The sequence below is a fragment of the Roseicella frigidaeris genome, assembly GCF_003258945.1.
GTDB classification, from domain to species: Bacteria; Pseudomonadota; Alphaproteobacteria; order Acetobacterales; family Acetobacteraceae; genus Paracraurococcus; species Paracraurococcus frigidaeris.
Genome location: NZ_QLIX01000003.1, coordinates 333,458 through 352,529, shown reverse-complemented (window position 1 = coordinate 352,529; position 19,072 = coordinate 333,458). Strand labels below are relative to the sequence as shown.

At 73.4% G+C, this 19,072-nt stretch carries 15 protein-coding genes; 11 read left to right on the top strand and 4 right to left on the bottom strand.

What is annotated here, in order from left to right:
- Positions 1-68: 68 nt before the first annotated feature.
- The gene (locus tag DOO78_RS06980) at positions 69-932 is read right to left on the bottom strand and encodes an N-acyl homoserine lactonase family protein (protein WP_165838764.1); all 864 of its coding nucleotides are present in this window, start codon (positions 930-932) and stop codon (positions 69-71) included.
- 140 nt (positions 933-1,072) lie between these two features.
- Complete coding sequence (locus DOO78_RS06975) at positions 1,073-3,115, bottom strand: TonB-dependent receptor (RefSeq protein WP_111469009.1); 2,043 nt, start codon at positions 3,113-3,115, stop codon at positions 1,073-1,075.
- Between the two features lie 101 nt (positions 3,116-3,216).
- Here DOO78_RS06975 and nikR point away from each other — a divergent pair, with 101 nt between their 5' ends.
- The 7 genes from nikR (at position 3,217) to DOO78_RS06940 (ending at position 10,579) form a co-directional block, all read left to right on the top strand.
- Positions 3,217-3,669: a nickel-responsive transcriptional regulator NikR gene (gene nikR / locus DOO78_RS06970; RefSeq protein ID WP_111469008.1), complete on the top strand. Its 453-nt coding sequence runs from the start codon at positions 3,217-3,219 to the stop codon at positions 3,667-3,669.
- Between the two features lie 288 nt (positions 3,670-3,957).
- Positions 3,958-4,785 (top strand): SH3 domain-containing protein, encoded by an 828-nt coding sequence (locus DOO78_RS06965; protein WP_128080017.1) that lies wholly within the window; start codon positions 3,958-3,960, stop codon positions 4,783-4,785.
- An 81-nt stretch (positions 4,786-4,866) separates the two neighbouring features.
- The gene (locus DOO78_RS26910) at positions 4,867-5,952 is read left to right on the top strand and encodes a tyrosine-type recombinase/integrase (protein ID WP_123060008.1); all 1,086 of its coding nucleotides are present in this window, start codon (positions 4,867-4,869) and stop codon (positions 5,950-5,952) included.
- Positions 5,953-6,147: 195 nt separating this feature from the next.
- Positions 6,148-6,636, top strand: coding sequence for a Csu type fimbrial protein (locus DOO78_RS06955; RefSeq protein WP_165838763.1), 489 nt, complete (start codon positions 6,148-6,150; stop codon positions 6,634-6,636).
- Between the two features lie 164 nt (positions 6,637-6,800).
- A complete protein-coding gene (locus DOO78_RS06950; RefSeq protein ID WP_165838762.1) occupies positions 6,801-7,517 on the top strand; it encodes a fimbrial biogenesis chaperone in 717 nt (238 codons plus the stop codon).
- A 198-nt stretch (positions 7,518-7,715) separates the two neighbouring features.
- The gene (locus tag DOO78_RS06945; protein ID WP_111469004.1) at positions 7,716-10,094 is read left to right on the top strand and encodes a fimbria/pilus outer membrane usher protein; all 2,379 of its coding nucleotides are present in this window, start codon (positions 7,716-7,718) and stop codon (positions 10,092-10,094) included.
- A gap of 8 nt (positions 10,095-10,102) precedes the next feature.
- Positions 10,103-10,579 carry a Csu type fimbrial protein gene (locus DOO78_RS06940; RefSeq protein WP_165838761.1) on the top strand — a complete coding sequence of 159 codons (477 nt, stop codon included), beginning with the start codon at positions 10,103-10,105 and terminating at the stop codon, positions 10,577-10,579.
- A 28-nt stretch (positions 10,580-10,607) separates the two neighbouring features.
- Here the strand turns inward: DOO78_RS06940 and DOO78_RS06935 are convergent, their stop codons facing one another.
- A complete protein-coding gene (locus tag DOO78_RS06935) occupies positions 10,608-12,761 on the bottom strand; it encodes a TonB-dependent siderophore receptor (protein WP_243634432.1) in 2,154 nt (717 codons plus the stop codon).
- A 311-nt stretch (positions 12,762-13,072) separates the two neighbouring features.
- Positions 13,073-14,572, bottom strand: a complete 1,500-nt coding sequence (locus DOO78_RS06930) for a putative bifunctional diguanylate cyclase/phosphodiesterase (RefSeq protein WP_111469001.1) — start codon at positions 14,570-14,572, stop codon at positions 13,073-13,075.
- Positions 14,573-14,989: 417 nt separating this feature from the next.
- On the opposite strand from DOO78_RS06930, the gene DOO78_RS06925 reads away from it, so the two are divergent.
- The 4 genes from DOO78_RS06925 (at position 14,990) to DOO78_RS06910 (ending at position 19,030) form a co-directional block, all read left to right on the top strand.
- On the top strand, positions 14,990-15,931 hold the full coding sequence (locus DOO78_RS06925) for a phytanoyl-CoA dioxygenase family protein (RefSeq protein WP_111469000.1): 942 nt from the start codon (positions 14,990-14,992) through the stop codon (positions 15,929-15,931).
- Between the two features lie 219 nt (positions 15,932-16,150).
- Positions 16,151-17,230 (top strand): LLM class F420-dependent oxidoreductase, encoded by a 1,080-nt coding sequence (locus DOO78_RS06920; protein ID WP_111468999.1) that lies wholly within the window; start codon positions 16,151-16,153, stop codon positions 17,228-17,230.
- Positions 17,227-18,066, top strand: coding sequence for an LLM class F420-dependent oxidoreductase (locus DOO78_RS06915; RefSeq protein ID WP_111468998.1), 840 nt, complete (start codon positions 17,227-17,229; stop codon positions 18,064-18,066). The genes DOO78_RS06920 and DOO78_RS06915 overlap by 4 nt, the downstream gene beginning before the upstream one ends.
- A 4-nt stretch (positions 18,067-18,070) precedes the next feature.
- A complete protein-coding gene (locus DOO78_RS06910; protein WP_111468997.1) occupies positions 18,071-19,030 on the top strand; it encodes an LLM class flavin-dependent oxidoreductase in 960 nt (319 codons plus the stop codon).
- Positions 19,031-19,072 lie beyond the last annotated feature (42 nt).

Sequence of the window (19,072 nt, the reverse complement as noted above, 5' to 3'; positions counted from 1 at the left end):
TCCAGGCGCGGGCCATTCAGGCGCGGGCCGGCCCCGGGGCCGGCCCGTTGCGCGTCGGCCGGATGGGCTCAGTCGTAGAATTCCGGGGCCTTCTTCATGGCCTTGAAGGCGTCCGGGTCGTGCGCCGTGAAGAAGTTGGCGTTCTGCGTCGCCATCATCATCCGGATCCACTCGAAGGCGGTGAAGAAGCCGGTCGGCGAATAGGCCAGGCTGATGCTGGGCGGCACGTTCTTCTCGACGTTCTCGCGGAAATAGACGTTGTCGCCGGTGAGGATGGTGAGGCCCGTGTTCTTCAGCCGCACCGTCATCATCTGGCTGCCCGGCGTATGCGCGACCCAGCGCTTCACGATGAGCGTCCCGTCGCCGAAGAGGTCGAGATCGCCATCGAGCTGGATCATCTTGACGGCGTTCGGGTTGTCCGTGTTGGCCGAGCGCAGCGGCATGACGTCGCCGATCATGTAGGGCCCGCCGGTCCCCGGCTCCGGCCAGAAGGCGTTCTGGATCTCCGTCTTCTGCACGACGATGGTCGATTTCGGGAATTTCCCGACATTGCCGCCATGGTCGAGATGCAGGTGGCTCGGCACGACATAGGCGATGTCGTCCGGGGTGAGGCCGATCTTCTTCAGCTGCGCGTCGATCGCCACGTCGGGCGTGTTCACCGGCTTCATCGCGGTGAAGGCGGCGCCCCAATAGCCGGGGTCGGTGATGATCCGGTCGTTGTTGCCGGTGTCGAACAGCACGTTGCCCTTCGGATGCCGGATGAGATAGAAGCCGACTGGCACCTGGATGGCGGGCTCCATCGGCGCGTTGTTCACCAGCGCGCCCTTGCCGAGCGTCAGCGCGCCCGAGCTGAAGGCGTAGAGCTTGAGGTCCTGCGCCCTGGATGGATGGCCGAGGCACAGGCCTGCAACGATGGCAGCCATGGCTGCCATGCCCTTCCGGAACATAAGCCCCTCCCCTTCTGCTTTTGGCTCGCGCAACGAACCGCGACCTATTACGCGCGGCGCGTCACCGCGCGTCAAGCATCTCCCCAGTCAGCGCAAGGGGAGGGCGCAAGGCGCGGGGCGGCGGCCTACAGGCTGGCCACCAGGCTGAAGCGCACCGCCAGGGGCTCGACCGGGTGGAAGTGGCGGTCGGCGATGCCCTCCGGCGGCTCGCCCGGCAGGCGCGAGGCGTAGAAGTAGTCGATCTGGCTCGCCTTGATATTGAACAGGTTGTAGGCGTCGAGGAAGGCCTGCAGGCCGTTGGCGAAGCGGTAGCCGATGCGCGCATTCACCAGCGCGGTGGCGCGGGAGCGTTCGCTGTCGTCCTCGGTGAGGGGGCGCGCGCCGAAATAGCGCAGCCTCGCCGTGCCGAACCAGCCGAGCCCCCGGTCGAGCGTGACGCCGGCCGCCATGACCAGGTTGGGCGCGCCGGGGATGTGCCGCCCCGCCCCCTCGCCATCCGAGAACCGCGCCCGCGTCGCGCTGACATCGAGGTCGAGGCCGAGCCAGGGCAGCGGCCGGTAGTGGTTGGTCCATTCGATGCCGAGCCGCCGGCTGGGCCGGCTCGCCTCGGTGGTCCCGGCATCGCCGACGAACAGGATCTCCGAGCCGAGGGTGAGCGCGAAGACGGCGAGGCGGCTGTCGAGATCCGGGATGGCGCGCGTGGCGATGCCGATCTCGGCGCCGCGCGCCCGCACCAGCAGCGGCACGCGGGAAAGCGGGGTCAGCCGGTCGTTCGGATCGACCTGGATGGTGGCGCCGCGCAGGTCGTTGCTGTGGAAGCCGGTGCCGGCATTGAGGAAGAGCTCCGTCGCCCACCAGGGGCCGAGCACCAGGCCGAGCTTGGGGCTGGCGATCCACTCGCCGGCCTCCCCCGAATTCGCCGCCGTGTCGCTGCGCACCCGGCCGCCGACCCAGTCGCCGCGGAGGCCGCCCGTCAGCCGCAGCCAGTCCAGCGGCCGGATCACCGTGTCGCTGAAGACGCCGAGGCTGTGCTGCTCCACCCGGTCCTCCCGCACCGTCGAGAGCAGGCTGCGGCTCGCCGAGCGGAACAGGCCGAGGCGGATCGCGTCATGCCGGGCCTGCACCCCGATGCGCGTCTCGGCGGCGCGGCCGAACAGGGTCCAGGGCAGGCTGTGCGTCGCCTCGCCGCCGAGGATCCAGCGCCGGTCCCGCTGCAGGAACTGGTCGCCGTTCACCGGATCGTCGAGGAAGTAGGTGAAGTTGTTGTAGAGATCGAGCGTCGAGCGGATGGCATAGGCGCTCACCCGCGTGGTGCCGTAATCGCCGGTGCGCGCCCAGCGGCCGGAGAGGCTGGCGCGCCGGGCGCGGCCGCCATCGGTCGGGTCGAGCGTGCCGAAGCGGTCGATCAGGCCCTCCGAGAAGGCGCGCGCCGCGACCTGGTCGGTGGAGTGCCAGCGCCCGGCATAGGCCATGCCGGTCAGCGAGACGCCGTCCAGCTCGGTGCCCTGGCTGTAGCGCAGCATCCCGTTGGCGCGGCGCAGCGCATCCGGGCGGTCCCAGGGCCCGTCATAGGTCGTGGCCTCCACCGCGCCGAGCAGGCGGCCGGCGCCGAGCGCCGTCGAGCCCGCCGCCAGCCCGCGCCAATAGCCGAAGCTGCCGACCGTGCCCTGCAGGATCGGCCGGTCGAGCGTGTTGACCAGGCCGAGGCGCAGGCTGCCGGCCGTGGCGAAATCACCGTCATCGGCGTAGTAGGGGCCCTTGCGCACCCGGATGCCGTCGAGCAGCTCGGGGATGAGGAAATTGGTGTCGGCATAGCCCTGGCCATGCGCATGGGTCGGCATGTTGACCGGCATGCCGTCGATCTGGATCGCAAGGTCGGTGCCGTGGTCGAGGTTGAAGCCGCGCAGGAAATACTGGTTCGCCTTCCCCTCGCCGCTGTGCTGCGTCACGATCAGGCCGGGCGCGGCCTCCAGCACCTCGCCGGTCCGGGCGATGGGACGCGCGGCGATCTCCTCGCGCGGCACATCATGCGCGCTGGCGGCGGGGTCGGGCTCCGGCGCGGCGTCGGTCACCTCGAGCGGGGGCAGCGTCAGGGTCTGCGCTGCGGCCAGGCGCCCGGAGGCCAGCATGGCCAGGCACAGCAGGGCCCCCGCTCCGGCACGGCGCATCCCCCCTCCTTCGCGCTCCTCATACGAAGCGTTCGATTGCTCATACCGACCTTGCCGATGATGGCGGCGGGCGGACAGGATGTCGATATCGGGAGGCAGGCTTGGACCGCATCACCATCACCATCGACGAGGCGCTGCTGGCGACGATCGACGCGCTGGTGGCGGAGAAGGGCTATGGCAGCCGGTCGGAGGCCATCCGCGACCTGGTGCGCGCGGCGGCGAAGCGCGACGCGGCCCCCGAGCTGCCCTGCATCGCCACCCTCTCCTACGTGTACGACCACGCCGTCCGCGGCCTGGCGCAGCGGCTGGCGCAGGCCCAGCACGACCATCACGATCTCGTGGTGGCGATCCAGCAGGTGCAGCTCGATCATCAGGCCCGGCTCGAGATCGTGGTGCTGCGCGGCCCGTCGGACGCCGTCCGGCGGTTCGCGGATTCGGTCACCAGCCAGCGCGGCGTCCGCCACCATGCCCTGCACCTCGTCCCGGCCCGGCTTGAGGAGACGCGCCACGACCATGGCGCCGGGGCGCACCGGCATCTGCACGTCCATGCCTGAGGCCGGCGGCCCGCGCCAGGCGCGGGGCCGGCCGCGGCGGCGGCGAGGCGGGGCATCAACAATACGCTGCCGGACAGGCCTGTGAATCGCCGCCCCGGTTGCCGTCGGATAGCCTGTCGCCGTGTTCCGATGCTGCGTGGATCCGCTGCGACCGGATCGGCCGGGCTTGTCGTCGTGCGCCCACTGCGCGCCGCAGAGGGGCCGTGACGGCACGGGCGGGCCGGGGCTGCGGGCCAGGGGGCGCAATGGGTCGCGGCCGGTTCGCCGCGCGGCAACCGGAGAGGCGGCATGGCGAGGATGATCGCGGGGGACAGGACCGGGCCGACCGGCAGGCGGGGCCGGCCCGGCCTCGCCTGGGTCGCGGCGGCGGTCCCCGTCCTCGGCCTCGTGGCCGTCCTGCTCCACCGCATGATCGGCGCCGCGCCGCCCTCCGACTGGTCGGCCATCGCCGAGGCGGCCGGCCGGGAGGCGGTCGCCCAGGCGCTGCCGGCGGGCGAGGCGAGCCCCGACTGGCGCGAGCTGGTGGTCTATCGGTTCAACGCGGCGCTCGAGGAGGAGCGCGGGGTCTGCGGCCGCGTGCTGGCCGGCCCGCGCACCGGCGGCACCTGGGCGGATTTCGCCGTCCGCGTGCGGCTGGAACGGCCGGCGAGCGGCAGCCGGCCGGCCACGACCAGCACGGAGGTCTTCCTCGCCGACGGGCCGGGCGGCATGCGCGCGCTCTATCTGGCGCGGCAGCGCTTCTGCCGCGACGCGACGGCCTCCCCGCCCGTGCAGCCCGCGCCGACGACGGATGCGCCGCCCCCGGCCGCCCCGCCCATGGCGCAGGGAGCGCCCGCTGGCCCGGCGGCGCCGGCCGCCGTCACCTCCGGCGCCCCCGCCGCCGCGCCGGCCGAGGGCGGCGGCGCCCGCCCGGCCGCGCCCGTGCTCGGCCGGATCGCCGTGCGCTCGCCGGTCAACCTGCGCACCGGGCCCGGCGGCGGCGCCTCGGTGATCGGCGTGCTGCCGCGCGGCAAGACGCTCGACATCCTCGAGCGGGCGCCCGGCGGCTGGATGCGCGTCGGCGACCCGGCCCCGCTCGGCTGGGTGCATGCGAGCCTCGTGCAGACGCTGGAGTAGGGCGGCCGCGGCGCGGCCCCGCGGCCTGCGGGCCGGGGCGCGATCCGCTATGCTGCGGCGCGAGTCGCCGGACGAGGCCGCATGCATCGCCCCGAGGATGACGCCGACCTGGCGCTGGAGACGGAGCTCTTCGGGACGCTGGTCGTGCCGCAGGGCGCGGCGCGTGCCGAGGCGCTGCGGGCGCTGGCCGCCCGCGCCGCGGTCTATGCCACCCGGGCGCGGGGCGAGGGCACGCGACGCGCCTACCGCTCGGCCTGGCAGGCCTATGCCGGCTGGTGCCGCGGGCTCGGCCGCAACCCGCTGGCCGGCGACCCCGAGACCATCGCCATGTATGCCGTGGGCCGGGCGGATGCGGGCCTCGCCGTGGCCAGCCTGCGCGTGCACCTGGCGGCGATCCAGGCGGCGCATCGCCTGGCCGGCGTGCCGCTCGACCCGCGCGACCCGCGCCTCGCCATGGTGCTGGAGGGCATCGCCCGCAGCCACGGCGTCCGGCCGCGCCGCCGCGCCGCCGCGGCGGGGCCGGAGGCGCTGCGCCTCATGCTCGCCGCCTGCCCGCCCGGCGGCACCGCGCGCGGGGCGCGCGACCGGGCCATGCTGCTGCTCGGCTTCGCCGCGGCGCTGCGGCGGAGCGAGCTGGTGGGCCTTGCGCTCGGCGATGTCGAGCTGGTGCCCGGCCGCGGGCTGCGCCTGCTGGTGCGCCGCTCCAAGACCGATCCGCAGGGCCGCGGGGAGGAGGTCGCGGTCTGCGCCAACCCGGAGGAGGACGGCTTCTGCCCGGCCGCCGCCCTGGCGGGCTGGCTGGCCTTCCGGCGGCGGGCGCCGGACCTGGCGGGCGGCGGCAGCGATGCCGGGCGGCCGCTCTTCTGCGCCGTGACGCGGCGGGACCGCCCGACCGGCGCCGGGCTGTCCGACAAGGCGGTGTGGCGGCTGGTGAAGCAGGCGGCGGCGGCCGGCGGGCTGCCCGATCCCGGCCGCTATTCCGGGCACAGCCTGCGCGCCGGGCTGGCCACCGCGGCGGCGGAGGCGGGCGCCGGGCTCGGCGACATCATGCGCCAGACCCGGCACCACTCCAGCGAGGTCGCGCTGCGCTACCTGCGGCCGGCCGATCTCTGGCGCAACAACGTCACCGGCCGCGTCCTCCGCCGCAAGCCCGACGCGGCCTCCTGAGCCCGGGCCGGGCAGCCCGCATCAGGGCCTCACGCCGTTGCCGGCCCTTCGGGAAAAGCCTGTTTCGTTTGTGATTCGCAACTAGATTCTGTACTGATGATTATGGCTCGGTTCCCATAGGAACTACTCGCTGGTTCGTCTGCAATAATGCAACGACAATGGGACTGAGCAATGCAGGCAAAATCCTTGCTGGGGTTGGCCTTTGGCCTCCTCGCCTCCGCCGCGGCCGTCGTCGCGCCGCTGCGCCCGCACCCCGCCGCGGCGGCCGCGACGACCGCGACCATGGCGGTGTCCGCGACCGTGCTGTCGACCTGCCTCGTCGTCGCCCTGCCGATGGTCTTCGGCAACTACGCGCCGACCGCCGCCTCGGACGCGCAGGCGGACCTGACCGTCACCTGCACGCCGGGCACCACCTACACGCTGAGCCTCGACAAGGGCCTCGGCAGCGGCGCCACCCTCGCCCAGCGCGCGATGAGCTTCCTGACCAACTCCCTGACCTACTCGCTCTACACCACGGCGGCGCGCAGCGTGGTCTGGGGCGACGGCACCGGCGGCACCGCCACCGTGACCGGGACGGGCACCATCCTGCCCCAGCTCATCACCGTCTACGGCCGGATCCCCGCCTCGCAGAACACGGCGCCCGGCATCTACACCGACGTGGTGACGGTGACGCTCACCTACTGAGAACGCCCCACGAAACCGCTGCGCGGCTACGCGGCGGCCCCATGGAGCCCCGCCTGCCCAGGGCCCGCCTGCCGCGGCAACGCCGCGGCAGGACAAGGGGCGGCGACGGGTCCGATGGGCGCCCTGAACCGGCGGGGCCGCGGCCTTCGACGAGGAGCACCACCATGGTCCGCAAACTCATCCCGATCCTGGCCGGGGCTGCGCTGGCGATGCTGGCGGCGCTCCCCGGCGGGCCCGCCCGGGCGGCCTCGATCGAGGTCGCGCCGGTCGTCATCGCCCTCGCGCCCGATCAGCGCAGCGCCGTCGTCACGCTGACCAACAGGAGCGGCGAGCCCACGGCGGCGCAGCTGCGCGCCTTCGCCTGGCGGCAATCGGCGACGCAGGAGGAGCTGGCGCCGACCGAGGAGCTGCTGGTCAGCCCGCCGGTCTTCCGGCTGGCGCCGGGCGCGTCGCAGGTGGTGCGGCTGGTCCTGCGCCCGGCCGCGGCGGCGGCCGAGCGCAGCTTCCGGCTGCTGGTGGACGAGCTGCCGCCGCCCATCCCCGGCGCGACCGGCGTGCGCATGGCGCTGCGCCTGTCCCTGCCCGTCTTCGCCCCGCCGCCCGCCGCGCCGCCGGCGGCGCTCGCCTGGCGGCTCTCGCCGGAGGGCCGGCTCAGCGTGACCAACACCGGCCAGCGGCATGAGCGGCTGACGGAGCTTCGGCTCACCGCCGCGGATGGCAGCGTGATCCCGCTGCAGGCCCCGGCGACGCCCTATGTCCTGGCCGGCGCGGAGCGGCACTGGGTGCTGGCCCGGGCGCAGCGGCCGGGCCAGGCGATGCGCCTGGCCGGGCGCGCCACGGGCGGCAGCTTCGAGGTGACGCTCGGGCCCGCGCCGCGCTGAGCGGCGTGCCCGCGCCGGGGGCGGTCCGGGGAGAGACCGTGCCGCCCCGGCCGGCGCCCCGCGGCCGGCCTCGTGCCACCCTGACGGGGCCCGTGGCGCGCCGGGTCCGTCGCGACCAAGTCATCAACCTATTAGTTTATTTCTTGATAATAACGAAACCACCGCGGCGAAGACTCCCAGCCCTCACCGAGCGATGCGATGTGGCCTGTTCTTGGAGGCAAGACGGCGATCCCCGGGGCGGGCCGAGAGCGGCTCCCAAGGGCCGGGCCGCGCGCCGCCCTTGCCTGCCTGCTCGCCATCGCCCCGGTCGCGGCGGCCGGCGCCGGCGAGCGGCCGCTGCTGCTCGAGGTGGTGCGGAACGGCCAGCCCATCGGCAAGATCGGCGAGTTCCTCGACCAGGACGGCGCCCTCTCGGCCGCGGCCGAGGAGCTGCGGAGCCTCGGCATCGCCGTGCCGCCGGAGGCGCAGGGTCGGGTCGCGCTGCAGGGCCTGCGCGGGCTGCGCTATCAGCTCGACGAGGCCGCGCAGCAGATCCGCCTCACGGCCGAGGATGCCGCCCTCCTCGCCACCGAGCTCGGCCCGCCGCCGCGCCAGTTCGTCGCGCCGGAAGCGGGGTGGGGCGGCCTGCTGAATTACGACCTCCTCGGCACCTCGGCGGCGGGGCGGGCGCTCGGCGCCGGCTTCCTCGAGGCCCGCCTCTTCAGCCCCTTCGGCCTGCTCTCGAACAGCCTGCTCGCCTATACCGAGCGGCAGGGCGCCCAGGCGCCCGTCATCCGCCTCGACACCAGCCTCGTGCATGACGACCCGGACTCGCTGCGCCGCTACACGCTCGGCGACGTCATCAGCGGCGGCCTGGCCTGGACGCGCCCGGTCCGCATGGGCGGCGCGCAGGTGGCGAGCCATTTCGGCATCCGGCCCGACCTGGTGACCTTCCCGGTGCCCAGCATCGGCGGCTCCGCCGCCGTGCCCTCCAGCGTCGACGTGCTGGTGAACGGCGTCCGGCAATTCTCCGGCACGGTCGAGCCGGGGCCCTTCGCCGTGCGCCAGCTTCCCCTCTTCACCGGCGCCGGCGAGGTGGCGGTGGTGGTGCGCGACGCGCTGGGCCGCGAGACCACCAGCACGCTGCCCTTCTACGCCACCGGCTCCCTGCTCGCGCCCGGCCTCGCCGCCTATTCCGCCGAGGCCGGGCTGGTGCGCCGCAGCTACGGCCTGCGCAGCGACGACTACCGCGAGGCCGCGCTCAACGGCACGCTGCGCTACGGCCTCGCCGACTGGCTCACGGCCGAAGGCCATGCCGAGTTCGCCGGCCAGCTCGCCATGGGCGGCGCCGGCGCCGTCCTCGCGCTCGGCACGCTCGGCATCGCCTCCGCCGCGGCCGCGGCCAGCACCTCGCGGAGCGCGGCCGGCGCCAGGAGGGGCACGGGCTGGCAGCTGGCCGCCGGCCTCGAGCGGGCGGGCCGGCGCTTCAGCCTGGCCGGCTCGATCATCATGGCCAGCCGCGACTTCAACGATCTCGCCGGCCTCGCCGGGGATCCGGTGCCCCGCCGGGTGGCCCGCGCCAGCCTCGGCCTGCCGCTCGGCGATCTCGGCACCCTGGCCCTGGCCTTCGCCCATATCGACCGCGGCGACCGCCTCCCGGCTGCCGATGCCGCCCTGGCCGGGGCGGTCACCGGCCGGACCACGATCCTCTCCCTGACCTACACCCGCGGCCTGTTCAACCGCGCCACCCTCTATGCCACCGCCTATGGCGATCCCGGCGGCCGGCAGGGCGCCGGCGCGATCCTCGGCCTCTCCTTCGCGCTCGGCATGCGCAGCGCCGCCAATCTGAACGTCGGCCATGACGGCGGCGGCACCTATGGCGGGATGCAGGCGAGCCAGTCGGCGGCGCTGCCCGGCGAGTGGGGCTGGCGCCTCTACGACACCGAGGGCAGCCTCTCGCGGCATCTCGGCGAGGTCGAGTACCGGGCGAACTGGGCGCGGATGACGGCCGGCCTGGACCAGGTGGCGGGCCGCACCGCCGCGCGGGCCGGGATCCAGGGCTCGCTCGCCACGCTCGGCGGCGGCGTCTTCGCGGCGAACCTGATCCAGGACAGCTTCGCCGTCGTCGAGACCGGCCAGCCGCAGGTGGCGGTGACGCAGGAGAACCGGCCGGCCGGCCGCACCGACGGCGCCGGGCGGCTGCTGGTGACGGGGCTGCGCTCCTACGACAACAACCGCCTGGCCATCGACACCGGCAACCTGCCGATCGACGCGGCGGTGGGCGAGACCAGCCGCGTGGTGCGGCCGCTCAACCGCTCCGGCGTCCTGGTGCGCTTCCCGATCACCCGCGGCACCAGCGCCCGGGTGCGGCTGGTCGATGCCGCGGGGGCCGAGCTGCCGATCGGCGCCGTGGCGGTCCTGGCGGCGAGCGGCGCCGCGGCGCCGGTCGGCCATGGCGGCGAGACCTTCTTCGACGGCCTCGCGGCCGAGAACCGGATCGCCGTCACCTTGCCCGATGGCCGGGGCTGCGCCGCCCGCTTCGCCTTCGCGCCGAGCGCGGACAGCCTGCCCCTGCTCGGGCCCGTCCCATGCCGATAGGAGACCCCATGCGCCGCATCGCCTGCCTGATCCTGCCGGCCTTCGCGGCGCTGCTCGGCGGCCCGCCGGCCGCGGCGCAGGTCTGCACCGTCTCGACCGCCGGCACCGCCTTCGGGGTCTACGACCCCTTCGCCGCCGCGCCCACGGACTCGGTCGGGTCGGTCACGGTGCAGTGCCAGGCCGCCGTGGCGATCGGCATCTCCTACAGCGTCGCGCTGGGGCCCGGCGGCAGCGGCAACGGCGCGGCGCGGCTGCTGCGGAGCGGCGACAGCAGCCTCGGCTACCAGCTCTACAGCGACGCGGCGCGCACGCAGGTCTGGGGCGACGGGACGGGCGGGGGCCGGGCCGTGTCCGGGCTGCTCCTGCTCACCCTGGGGCGGCTGTCGCTCCTCAACAGCCTGCCCGTCTATGGGCGGATCGCCGCCCGGCAGAACGTCGCCGCCGGCTCCTATGTCGACACCATCCAGGTCCTGCTGACCTATTGAGGCGGCCAGCAAGGCCGGGCGGCGGCGCCTACCAGCGATGCACCAGGCTGCCGATGATGGTGCGGCGCAGCCCCCAGAAGCAGGAGGAGGCGCTGCCGCAGGAGGCCACGTACTCGGTGTCGAACAGGTTCGAGACGTTGAGGGCGAGCTGCGAGCCCTTGAGGCGGTCGGAGAGCTGCGCGAGGTCGTAGCGCAGGGCGGCATCGACCAGCGTCACCGAGGGGACGATCAGCGCATGCGCGTTGCCCGCCGGGGTGTTGCCCTGGAAGCGGATGCCCGCGCCGATGCCGAGCCCGGCCAGCCGGCCGGCGGCGGGATCGAAGGCGTAGTCGGCATAGAGCCCGGCCGTGGTCATCGGGATGCCGTTCGGGCGCTTGCCCTTCTCCGCCGCGACGTTGCTCTGGGTGATCTCCGGGTCGAGATAGGTGTAGGCGGCCCGGAGGCTGAGGCCGCGGGAGAGGGTGGCGACCCCCTCCGCCTCCACGCCGCGCACGCGGATCTCGCCGGTCTGCACCTGGTTGAGGGCGTTGTTCGGATCGGTCGTCAGCACGTTCTGCTGCGTCAGGTGGAACAGCGCGAGCTGGGCGAAGCTGTTGCTGCCGGGCGGCTGGTACTTGACGCCCACCTCGTACTGCTCGCCGGTCGTCGGCACGTAGGTCTGGCCGAAGAAGCCGGTGCCGAGCTGCGGCTGGAAGGAGGTGGCGTAGCTGACATAGGGGGCGAGGCCGTTGTCGGCGAGATAGACCAGCCCGGCGCGCCAGGTGAGCCTGCCGTCGTCCTGGCTCTGCTTGCTGCCGGCGCCGATGCGGCTGCGGGTGATGGTGTCCACCCAGTCCTGGCGCAGCCCGACGGTCAGGGCCCAGCGGTCGAAGCGGATCTGGTCCTGCAGGTAGAGGCCGAACTGGTTCGCCGCCTGCCGGCTGTTCGACAGCGGCGAGAGCGCCGGCGTCGATCCGCTGTAGACCGGCGCGTAGAGGTCGATCGGGCTGGCGACGGCGCCCTGCTGGCGGCTGGCATACAGGCTGTTCGCATAGTCGAAGCCGGCCAGCACGGTGTGCCGCAGCGGGCCGGTGGCGAAGCGCGCCTCGCCCTGGTTGTCCACCTGGAAGGAGGTCAGGGTGTTGTAGGCCTGGAAGGCGTAGCGGTTGAGCGTGCGCTGGTCCGGCCGCAGGCCGAGGCCGTAGGTCTGGTACCAGTCGATGTCGGTATGGGCGTAGCGGACGTTCTGCCGCACCGAGAAGACCTGGTCGAAGCGGTGCTCGAGCTCGTAGCCGATGCCGTACTGCGTCCGGTCGAAGTGGTCGGTGTCCTTGTTGCCGGTGAAGCGGTTGGTCGGGATGCGGCCGTAGACGGAGGGGTAGACGGTCCCGAGCGCCGGCAGGAATTCGTCGCCATGCGTGGCGTCGCGCTGGTAGTAGCTGAGCAGGGTGAGCTTGGTGTCGGCGCTCGGCCGCCAGGTCAGGGCCGGGGCGATGAAGTAGCGGTCGTTCTTCACCTCGTCGACCTGGGTGCCGGAATCCCGCGCCAGCCCGGTGACGCTGTAGGAGAACACCCCGTCGCTGTCGAGCTTGCCGCTGCTGGTGAAGGCGGCCTGCAGCCGGTCGAAATTGCCGGCGGAGAGCCGCACCTCGTTCTGCGGCGCCTCGGTCGGGCGCCGCGACACCAGGTTGACGACGCCGCCCGGGGCGATCTGGCCGTAGAGGACCGAGGCCGGGCCGCGCAGGACCTCGATCCGCTCCATGCCATAGGGCTCGAGCATCCCGGTCAGGTTGCCGAAATGGTAGCGCAGCCCGTTCAGGAACACGCTGCTGGTATCGGCCTGGAAGCCGCGCAGGAAGAACCAGTCGTAGCGGTTGTCCGGCCCGTAGGGCTCGCCCCGCACGCCCGGCGTGTAGCGCAGCGCCTCGCCGACCGTCTGCACCTGCCGCGCGTCCAGCTCGTCGCGCGTCACGACGGAGACGGATTGCGGCACCTCGAGGATCGGCGTGTCGGTCTTGGTGCTGGTCCGGGCGTCGGAGGCCACGAAGCCCTGCACCGTGCCGCCGCCGCGGCCTTCGACCTCGAGCGTCGGCAGCGCCACCGTGCCGGCGCCCAGGGTTGAGGCGGGGGTTGCGGCCGGGGCGGGGGCCGGCTGGGCCCGCGCGGCCTGCAGGCCGAGGCCGAGCAGGGCCGGCCCGGCCATGAGGGCACATCCGAGGCGCCTGCGCCCTGCCACCGACAACGCCATCCGTTCCACGCTCCTGTGCCGCACCGCAACGGCGGGAGCGCCCTATGCAATTGATTCTCAATCCCGACAACCGGTTCGGGCGGTCTCGATACGTATCCATTTCATGGCCGGCGCATGACGGCCGCGGCATCTGCGCGAGGCCACGGCCCGCGGGGCCGAGCGCCCGGCCGGGCGCCGTCGCCAGTGCGGCGAAGGCCCAAGGCAAATCGGAGGCTTGCGCCCGGCGCTTGAGGAGGCGGGACGGTGCGACCGGCCTGCGCTCGGTCTCAGGCGGCGCTGCGCGTGCCCTGCGGCGGCATGGCCTCGGCGAGCCGCGTCGCCTCCGCCGCCGGCATGGGCCGGCCGAGCAGGTAGCCCTGCACCTCGTCGCAGCCGACGCCGGAGAGGGCGGTGAGCTGCTCCTCGGTCTCCACGCCCTCGGCGGTGATGCGCAGGTCGAGGCTGTGGCCGAGGCCGATGATCGATTCGATGATCGCCGCCGCCTTGCCGTCGCGCCGCAGCTCCCGCACGAAGGCGCGGTCTATCTTCAGCGTGTCGAAGCGGAAGCGCCAGAGATAGGCGAGGCTGGAATAGCCGCTGCCGAAATCGTCGAGCGCGATCTCGACGCCGAGGGCGTGCAGCGCCTCGAGCGTCGTCAGCACCGCCTCGGTGTGCTCGAGCAGCAGGCCCTCGGTGATCTCGAGCGTCAGCCGCCCGGGCGCCAGGCCGCTCTCCGCCAGCGCGCTGCGGACGGCCTGCAGCACCTCGCCGCGGCGGAACTGCGCCGGCGAGAGGTTGACCGCGACGCCGACCGGCGCCGGCCAGCGCGCCGCCTCCCGGCAGGCGGTGCGCAGCACCCAGGCGCCCACCGGCAGGATCAGGCCGGTCTGCTCCAGCAACGGGACGAACTCCGCCGGCGAGACCACGCCGCGGCCCGGATGGCTCCAGCGCAGCAGGGCCTCGAAGCCCATCAGGCGGCGGCTGCGCAGGTCGAAGACCGGCTGGTAGTGCAGCGCGAATTCCTCCGCCGCGGCCGCCTGCCGCAGCGCGCCCTCGAGCGAGTGGCGGGCGGTCAGCGCCGTGTCCATGCCGGCCTCGAAGAAGCGGGCGGTCCCCTGGCCGTCGGCGCGCGCGCGCTCCAGCGCGATGCCGGCGCGGCCGAGCAGGGCCTCGGCCGTGAGGTCCGGGCCAGCGACGGCGATGCCGGCAATGGCGCCGCAGATCAGCGGCCGGCCGTCCAGCGTGTAGGGATGCGACAGCGCATGCACGAGGCGGCCGGCGAAGCGGGCCGCGGCCTCGGGCTGCAGCCCGCCCCGCTGCAGCACCGTGAACTCGGTCGGGCCGATGCGGGCGATGACATCCTCGTCCCGGGCGGCGGCGTGCAGCCGCTCCGTGGCCTGGCGGACCAGGGCATCGACGCCGTCCTGGCCCTGGGTGTCGCGGATCGCGGCGATCCCGTCGAGCTCGAGCAGGATGAGCGCGGCGGGGCGGTCCGGCTGCGCCGTGGTCAGCGCCGTCGCCAGCTCGGCCTGGAGCGGGTCGGCCTCCGCCGGGCCGCCGGGGCGGCGCGCCGCGCGGCCCGTCTCGCCTGGCGCCGGGGGCCAGGCCAGCAGCGCGGCGAGGGCGAAGAGCCCGGCGGCGCAGGCGGCGGCCTGGCTGGGCGTGGCGCCGATGAGGCTGGCGCCGCCCAGCAGGCCGCATCCCAGGCCCGTGACGGTCGCCGCCCCGAGGGCACGCGCGCCGTGGCGGTGCCAGGCGGGCGGCGTGGTCGAGACGCTTGAGGGCATGGGGGGTCTGTTCCACACGATAGCGGCAGGTTGCGGTGCGATTGGTTGAGAAACGGCTAGCGGAACCGTACCGTGCCGCTTGTACCGTTCGGCGCAGATGCATGGCCCGGCCAGGCGGGCATAGCTTGGCGACTGCGAAGCGCGAGCGGCTATTGCAGCGGGAGCGGCCGGGACTCCATCGTTTTCTGCCTGAATTGTACTTAGGGAATTTATACCGAAAGTTGCCAATTCCACGCGAAAAACCAGTTGGTTTATTTAGCATATGTATCCATGGACTGTTATGTGACTTACAAAGAAACAAGAATTTGATTAAAGTTGTGCATTCGTAACTGTAAAAATTTCCATCTGAAATCTAGTCCCTGGTAATGGCCGCGCACCGCGCGCGCCACAGGACCGGCAGCACGCATGGAGCTTGACATGGTTATCAGTGAGTCAGGGCAGAACTCGAGTTTCGGGACCCTGGCGCGCCTGCTGCAACGGCTTCCCTCCTATCTCTCGGACATCCGGCGGCACCCCCGCTGGGCCGCCATCCTGCTGCTCGGCCGCTTCGTGCCGGCGCGCGACGTGGCCCGCGGCATCGCCGCCCTGGCCAAGCCGGCCGCGGTCATCCCGGAAACGACAGCGGACGCCCTGTCGCCCATGAAGATCTCGGAGGCGGTGACGGAATTGCGGGACGCCGGCATCTGCACCGGCCTCACCCTGCCGAGGACTACGGTCGCTGCCATCCGTGACTTCGCCGAAACCACGGCCTGCTACGGCAACCTCGACCGCCGGCAGCCCTTCCTCGCCTCCGAGCACGCGGCGGCGGAGCAGCGCTACGACCGCCGCATCCTCGTCGCGCATTTCCTCGACCGGACGCTCGACTGCCCGGCGGTCCGCGAGGTGGCGCAGAACCGCTGGCTGCACTCGGTCGCCACCGGCTATTTCCGCGCCGCGCCGACCCTGCTCGACACCCGCCTCTGGTGGAGCTTCCCGACCAGCACGCCCGACCAGTCGGAGCTGGCCATCGCCTCGCAGGACGCCTTCCACTTCGACCTGGACGACTGGAAGCAGCTCAAATTCTTCTTCTACATCACCGATGTCGACATGGAGGCCGGCCCGCATCGCTTCGTGCGCGGCAGCCATGCGCGGCGGCCCCTCTCGCACCAGTTCTCCATGTTCGTCGGCCGCAGCGACGAGGAGATCACCCGGGTCTACGGCACCCGCGCGATCCAGACCCTGACCGGCCCGGCGGGGTCGGGCTTCGCCGAGGACCCCTTCGGCTACCACACCGGCACAAGGGTGCAGCGCGGCCGGCGCCTCATCCTCGAGGTCTCCTACGGCATCAGCAACATGACGATGAAGCCCGGCTCGCACTGAGGCGGGGGCGCCAGGGCCACCAGGCCGGCGGGCATCGCCGGACGACCATCCGAGCGGAAGAACTGCCATGGCCGGCGGGCGCCAAGCCCGCCGGCCATGGCAATTGCGGGCCGTCCCGTCCGCCGCCGGGATTTGCCAAGCCGGCGAGGCTGCGACAGGCTCGCCCCGGACAAGGCCGCCCGCGGCGCGGCCCAGGCAATCCCCGGGGGGCGGAACACCATGAAGCTCGGTCTCGCGCTCGGCTATTCCGGCGCGCATTTCAACCTCCCGGTCGAGCTGGCGCAGCGCGCCGAGGCGCTCGGCTACGACACGGTCTGGACCGCCGAGGCCTATGGCACCGATGCGGTCTCGCCGCTCGCCTATCTCGCCGGCAAGACGCGGCGCATCCGCCTCGGCACCGGCATCATGCAGCTCGCGGCGCGGAGCCCGGCCAATGCCGCGATGTGCGCCGCGACCGTCGATGCGCTCGCCGGCGGCGGCCGCTTCATCGCCGGGCTCGGCGTCTCCGGGCCGCAGATCGTCGAGGGCTGGTATGGCGAGCCCTGGGGCCGGCCCTATTACCGGCTGAAGGACTATGTGGCGATCATGCGCAAGATCTTCCGCCGCGAGGCGCCGGTGACGCATGCGGGCAAGGAGATCAGCCTGCCCTATACCGGCGAGGGGGCGCTCGGCGTCGGCAAGCCGCTGAAGTCGATCCTGCACATGAATCCCGACATCCCGATCTATCTCGGCACCGGCAACGAGGCGACGGTGAAGCTGACCGCCGAGATCGCCGATGGCTGGCTGGCGCTCGGCTTCGTCCCCGGTTCCCTGCCGGAATACCTGCCCTGGCTGGAGGAGGGGTTCCGCCGCGCCGAGGCGGCGACCGGCCGCCGCAAGACCCGCGCCGACTTCACCATCCAGGCCTCGGTGCATGTCGAGGTCGCCGAGGATGTCGGCGCCGCCTTGCAACGCTTGAAGCCCGAGGTGGCGCTCTATGTCGGCGGCATGGGGCACCGCGACAAGAATTTCCACAAGGACATGATGATCCGCCGCGGCTTCGGCGAGGCGGCGGAGCGGGTGCAGGAGCTCTACCTCGCCGGCCGGAAGGAGGAGGCGATCGCCGCCGTGCCGGATGAGTGGGTGGACCAGAAATCCCTGGTCGGCCCGCCGGCCCGCATCCGCGCGCGCTACCGCGCCTGGGCGGACTCCGGGGCGGATGCGCTGACCGTGCGCTCCCGCCAGCCCGAGGCGATCGAGGTGATGGCCCAGGCAGCCGGGCTGAACGGCCCCGGCGCCGCGACGGAGGACCGGGCATGAGGATCGGCGTCTTCTACTTCCCGACCGATTACGGCATCGATCCCGGCGAGCTCGGCGCGGCGCTGGAGGCGCGGGGCTTCGAGAGCCTCTTCGTCTGCGAGCACACGCATATCCCGGTCAGCCGGCGCTCGCCCTTCCCGGGCGGCGGCGAGCTGCCGAAGCGCTACATCCACACCCACGACCCCTTCGTCGCCCTCTCCTTCGCCGCCGCCCGGACGCAGCGCCTGCGGCTCGGCACCGGCGTCTGCCTGGTGCCGCAGCGCGACCCCATCGTCACCGCGAAATCCGTCGCCAGCCTCGACCGTCTCTCCGGCGGCCGCTTCGAATTCGGCATCGGCGGCGGCTGGAACGTCGAGGAGATGGAGGATCACGGCGCCCGCTACCCGACGCGCTTCCGGCTGATGCGCGAGCGCGTGCTGGCGATGCAGGCGCTCTGGACCGAGGAGGTGGCGGGCTTCGCGGGCGAGTTCGTGAAGATCGAGCCCTCCTGGCTTCACCCCAAGCCCTTGCAGCGCCCGCATCCGCCGGTGCTGCTCGGCGGCGAGACGGACCACACGCTGAAGCGCGTGGTGGAGTTCTGCACCGGCTGGTTCCCCCGCGCCGGCGCCGGCTTCGACCCCGCCGAGGCGCGGCGCCGGCTGGATGCGGCGGCGAGGGGGGCCGGGCGCGACCTGAAGACGCTCTCCATCACCGTCTTCCGCGCGCCGCCCGAGGCCGCGGCGCTCGCCCCCTACCGCGCCGCCGGCATCGACCGCGTGCTGCTCGAGGTGCCGGATCTCGACCGCGACGGCATCCTCCGCCGCCTCGACGAACTGGCGCCGCTGGCGCGGGGCTGAGGGCATGGGGCTGGCGATCGGCCTCGGCCTGATGGACTACCCCTTCGCCAGCGCCGCGGGGTTCTGGCGCTGGGTCGATCTCTGCGAGCAGGCGGGGGCGGATTCCCTCTGGCAGACCGACCGGCTGGTCAGCCGCGCCCCCATCCTCGAATGCCTGACCATGCTGGCCGCCGTCGCCGGCCGCACGCGACGGCTGAAATTCGGCATGAACGTGCTCTCGCTGGCGCAGCGGGAGCCGGTGCTGGTGGCCAAGCAATGCGCCACCATCGACATGCTCTCCGAGGGGCGGCTGCTGCCCGCCTTCGGCATCGGCAGCCCGCTGGCGCCGGAATGGGCGGCGATGGGCCTCGACACGGCGACGCGCGGCGGCCGCACCGACGAGGCGCTCGAGGTCATCACCCGGCTCTGGCGGGAGGAGAGCGTCGATTTCGCCGGCCGGCATTTCCGCCTGGCCGCCGCCAGCATCGCGCCGCGCCCGGCGCAGGCGGCGCTGCCGGTCTGGATCGGCGGCAGCTCCCCGGCGGCGATCCGCCGCACCGCCCGCTTCGGCACCGGCTGGCAGGCGGGCGGCGAGACGCCGGAGGAGGCGGGCGAGGTCATCGCCGCCATCCGGCGGGAGGCGGCGGCGCTCGGCCGGCGGATCGACGCGGACCATTACGGCGCCGGCTTCGCCTTCTGGTTCGGCCGGCCGGAGGAGGCGCCGGTGCAGCAGGCGATGGCCGCCTATCGCGCCCGCACCGGCCGCGACCCGGCGCGCGGCATCGTCGCCGGCGGCGCCGAGGAGATCCTCGCCCGCATCGCCGGCTATGCCGCGGCCGGGGTGAGCAAGTTCATCCTGCGCCCGCTCGGCCGCGGCAACGAGGCGCCGCTGGCGCAGACCCGGCTGCTGCTGGAGCAGGTGCTGCCGCGCCTCGGCGAATTGCGGCCCGCCATGCCCCCTGGCCCGCCCGCCGCCGCGCATTGACAGGCGGCGGGGGCTGCCCCGCAATGCCGACGAGAGCACGAG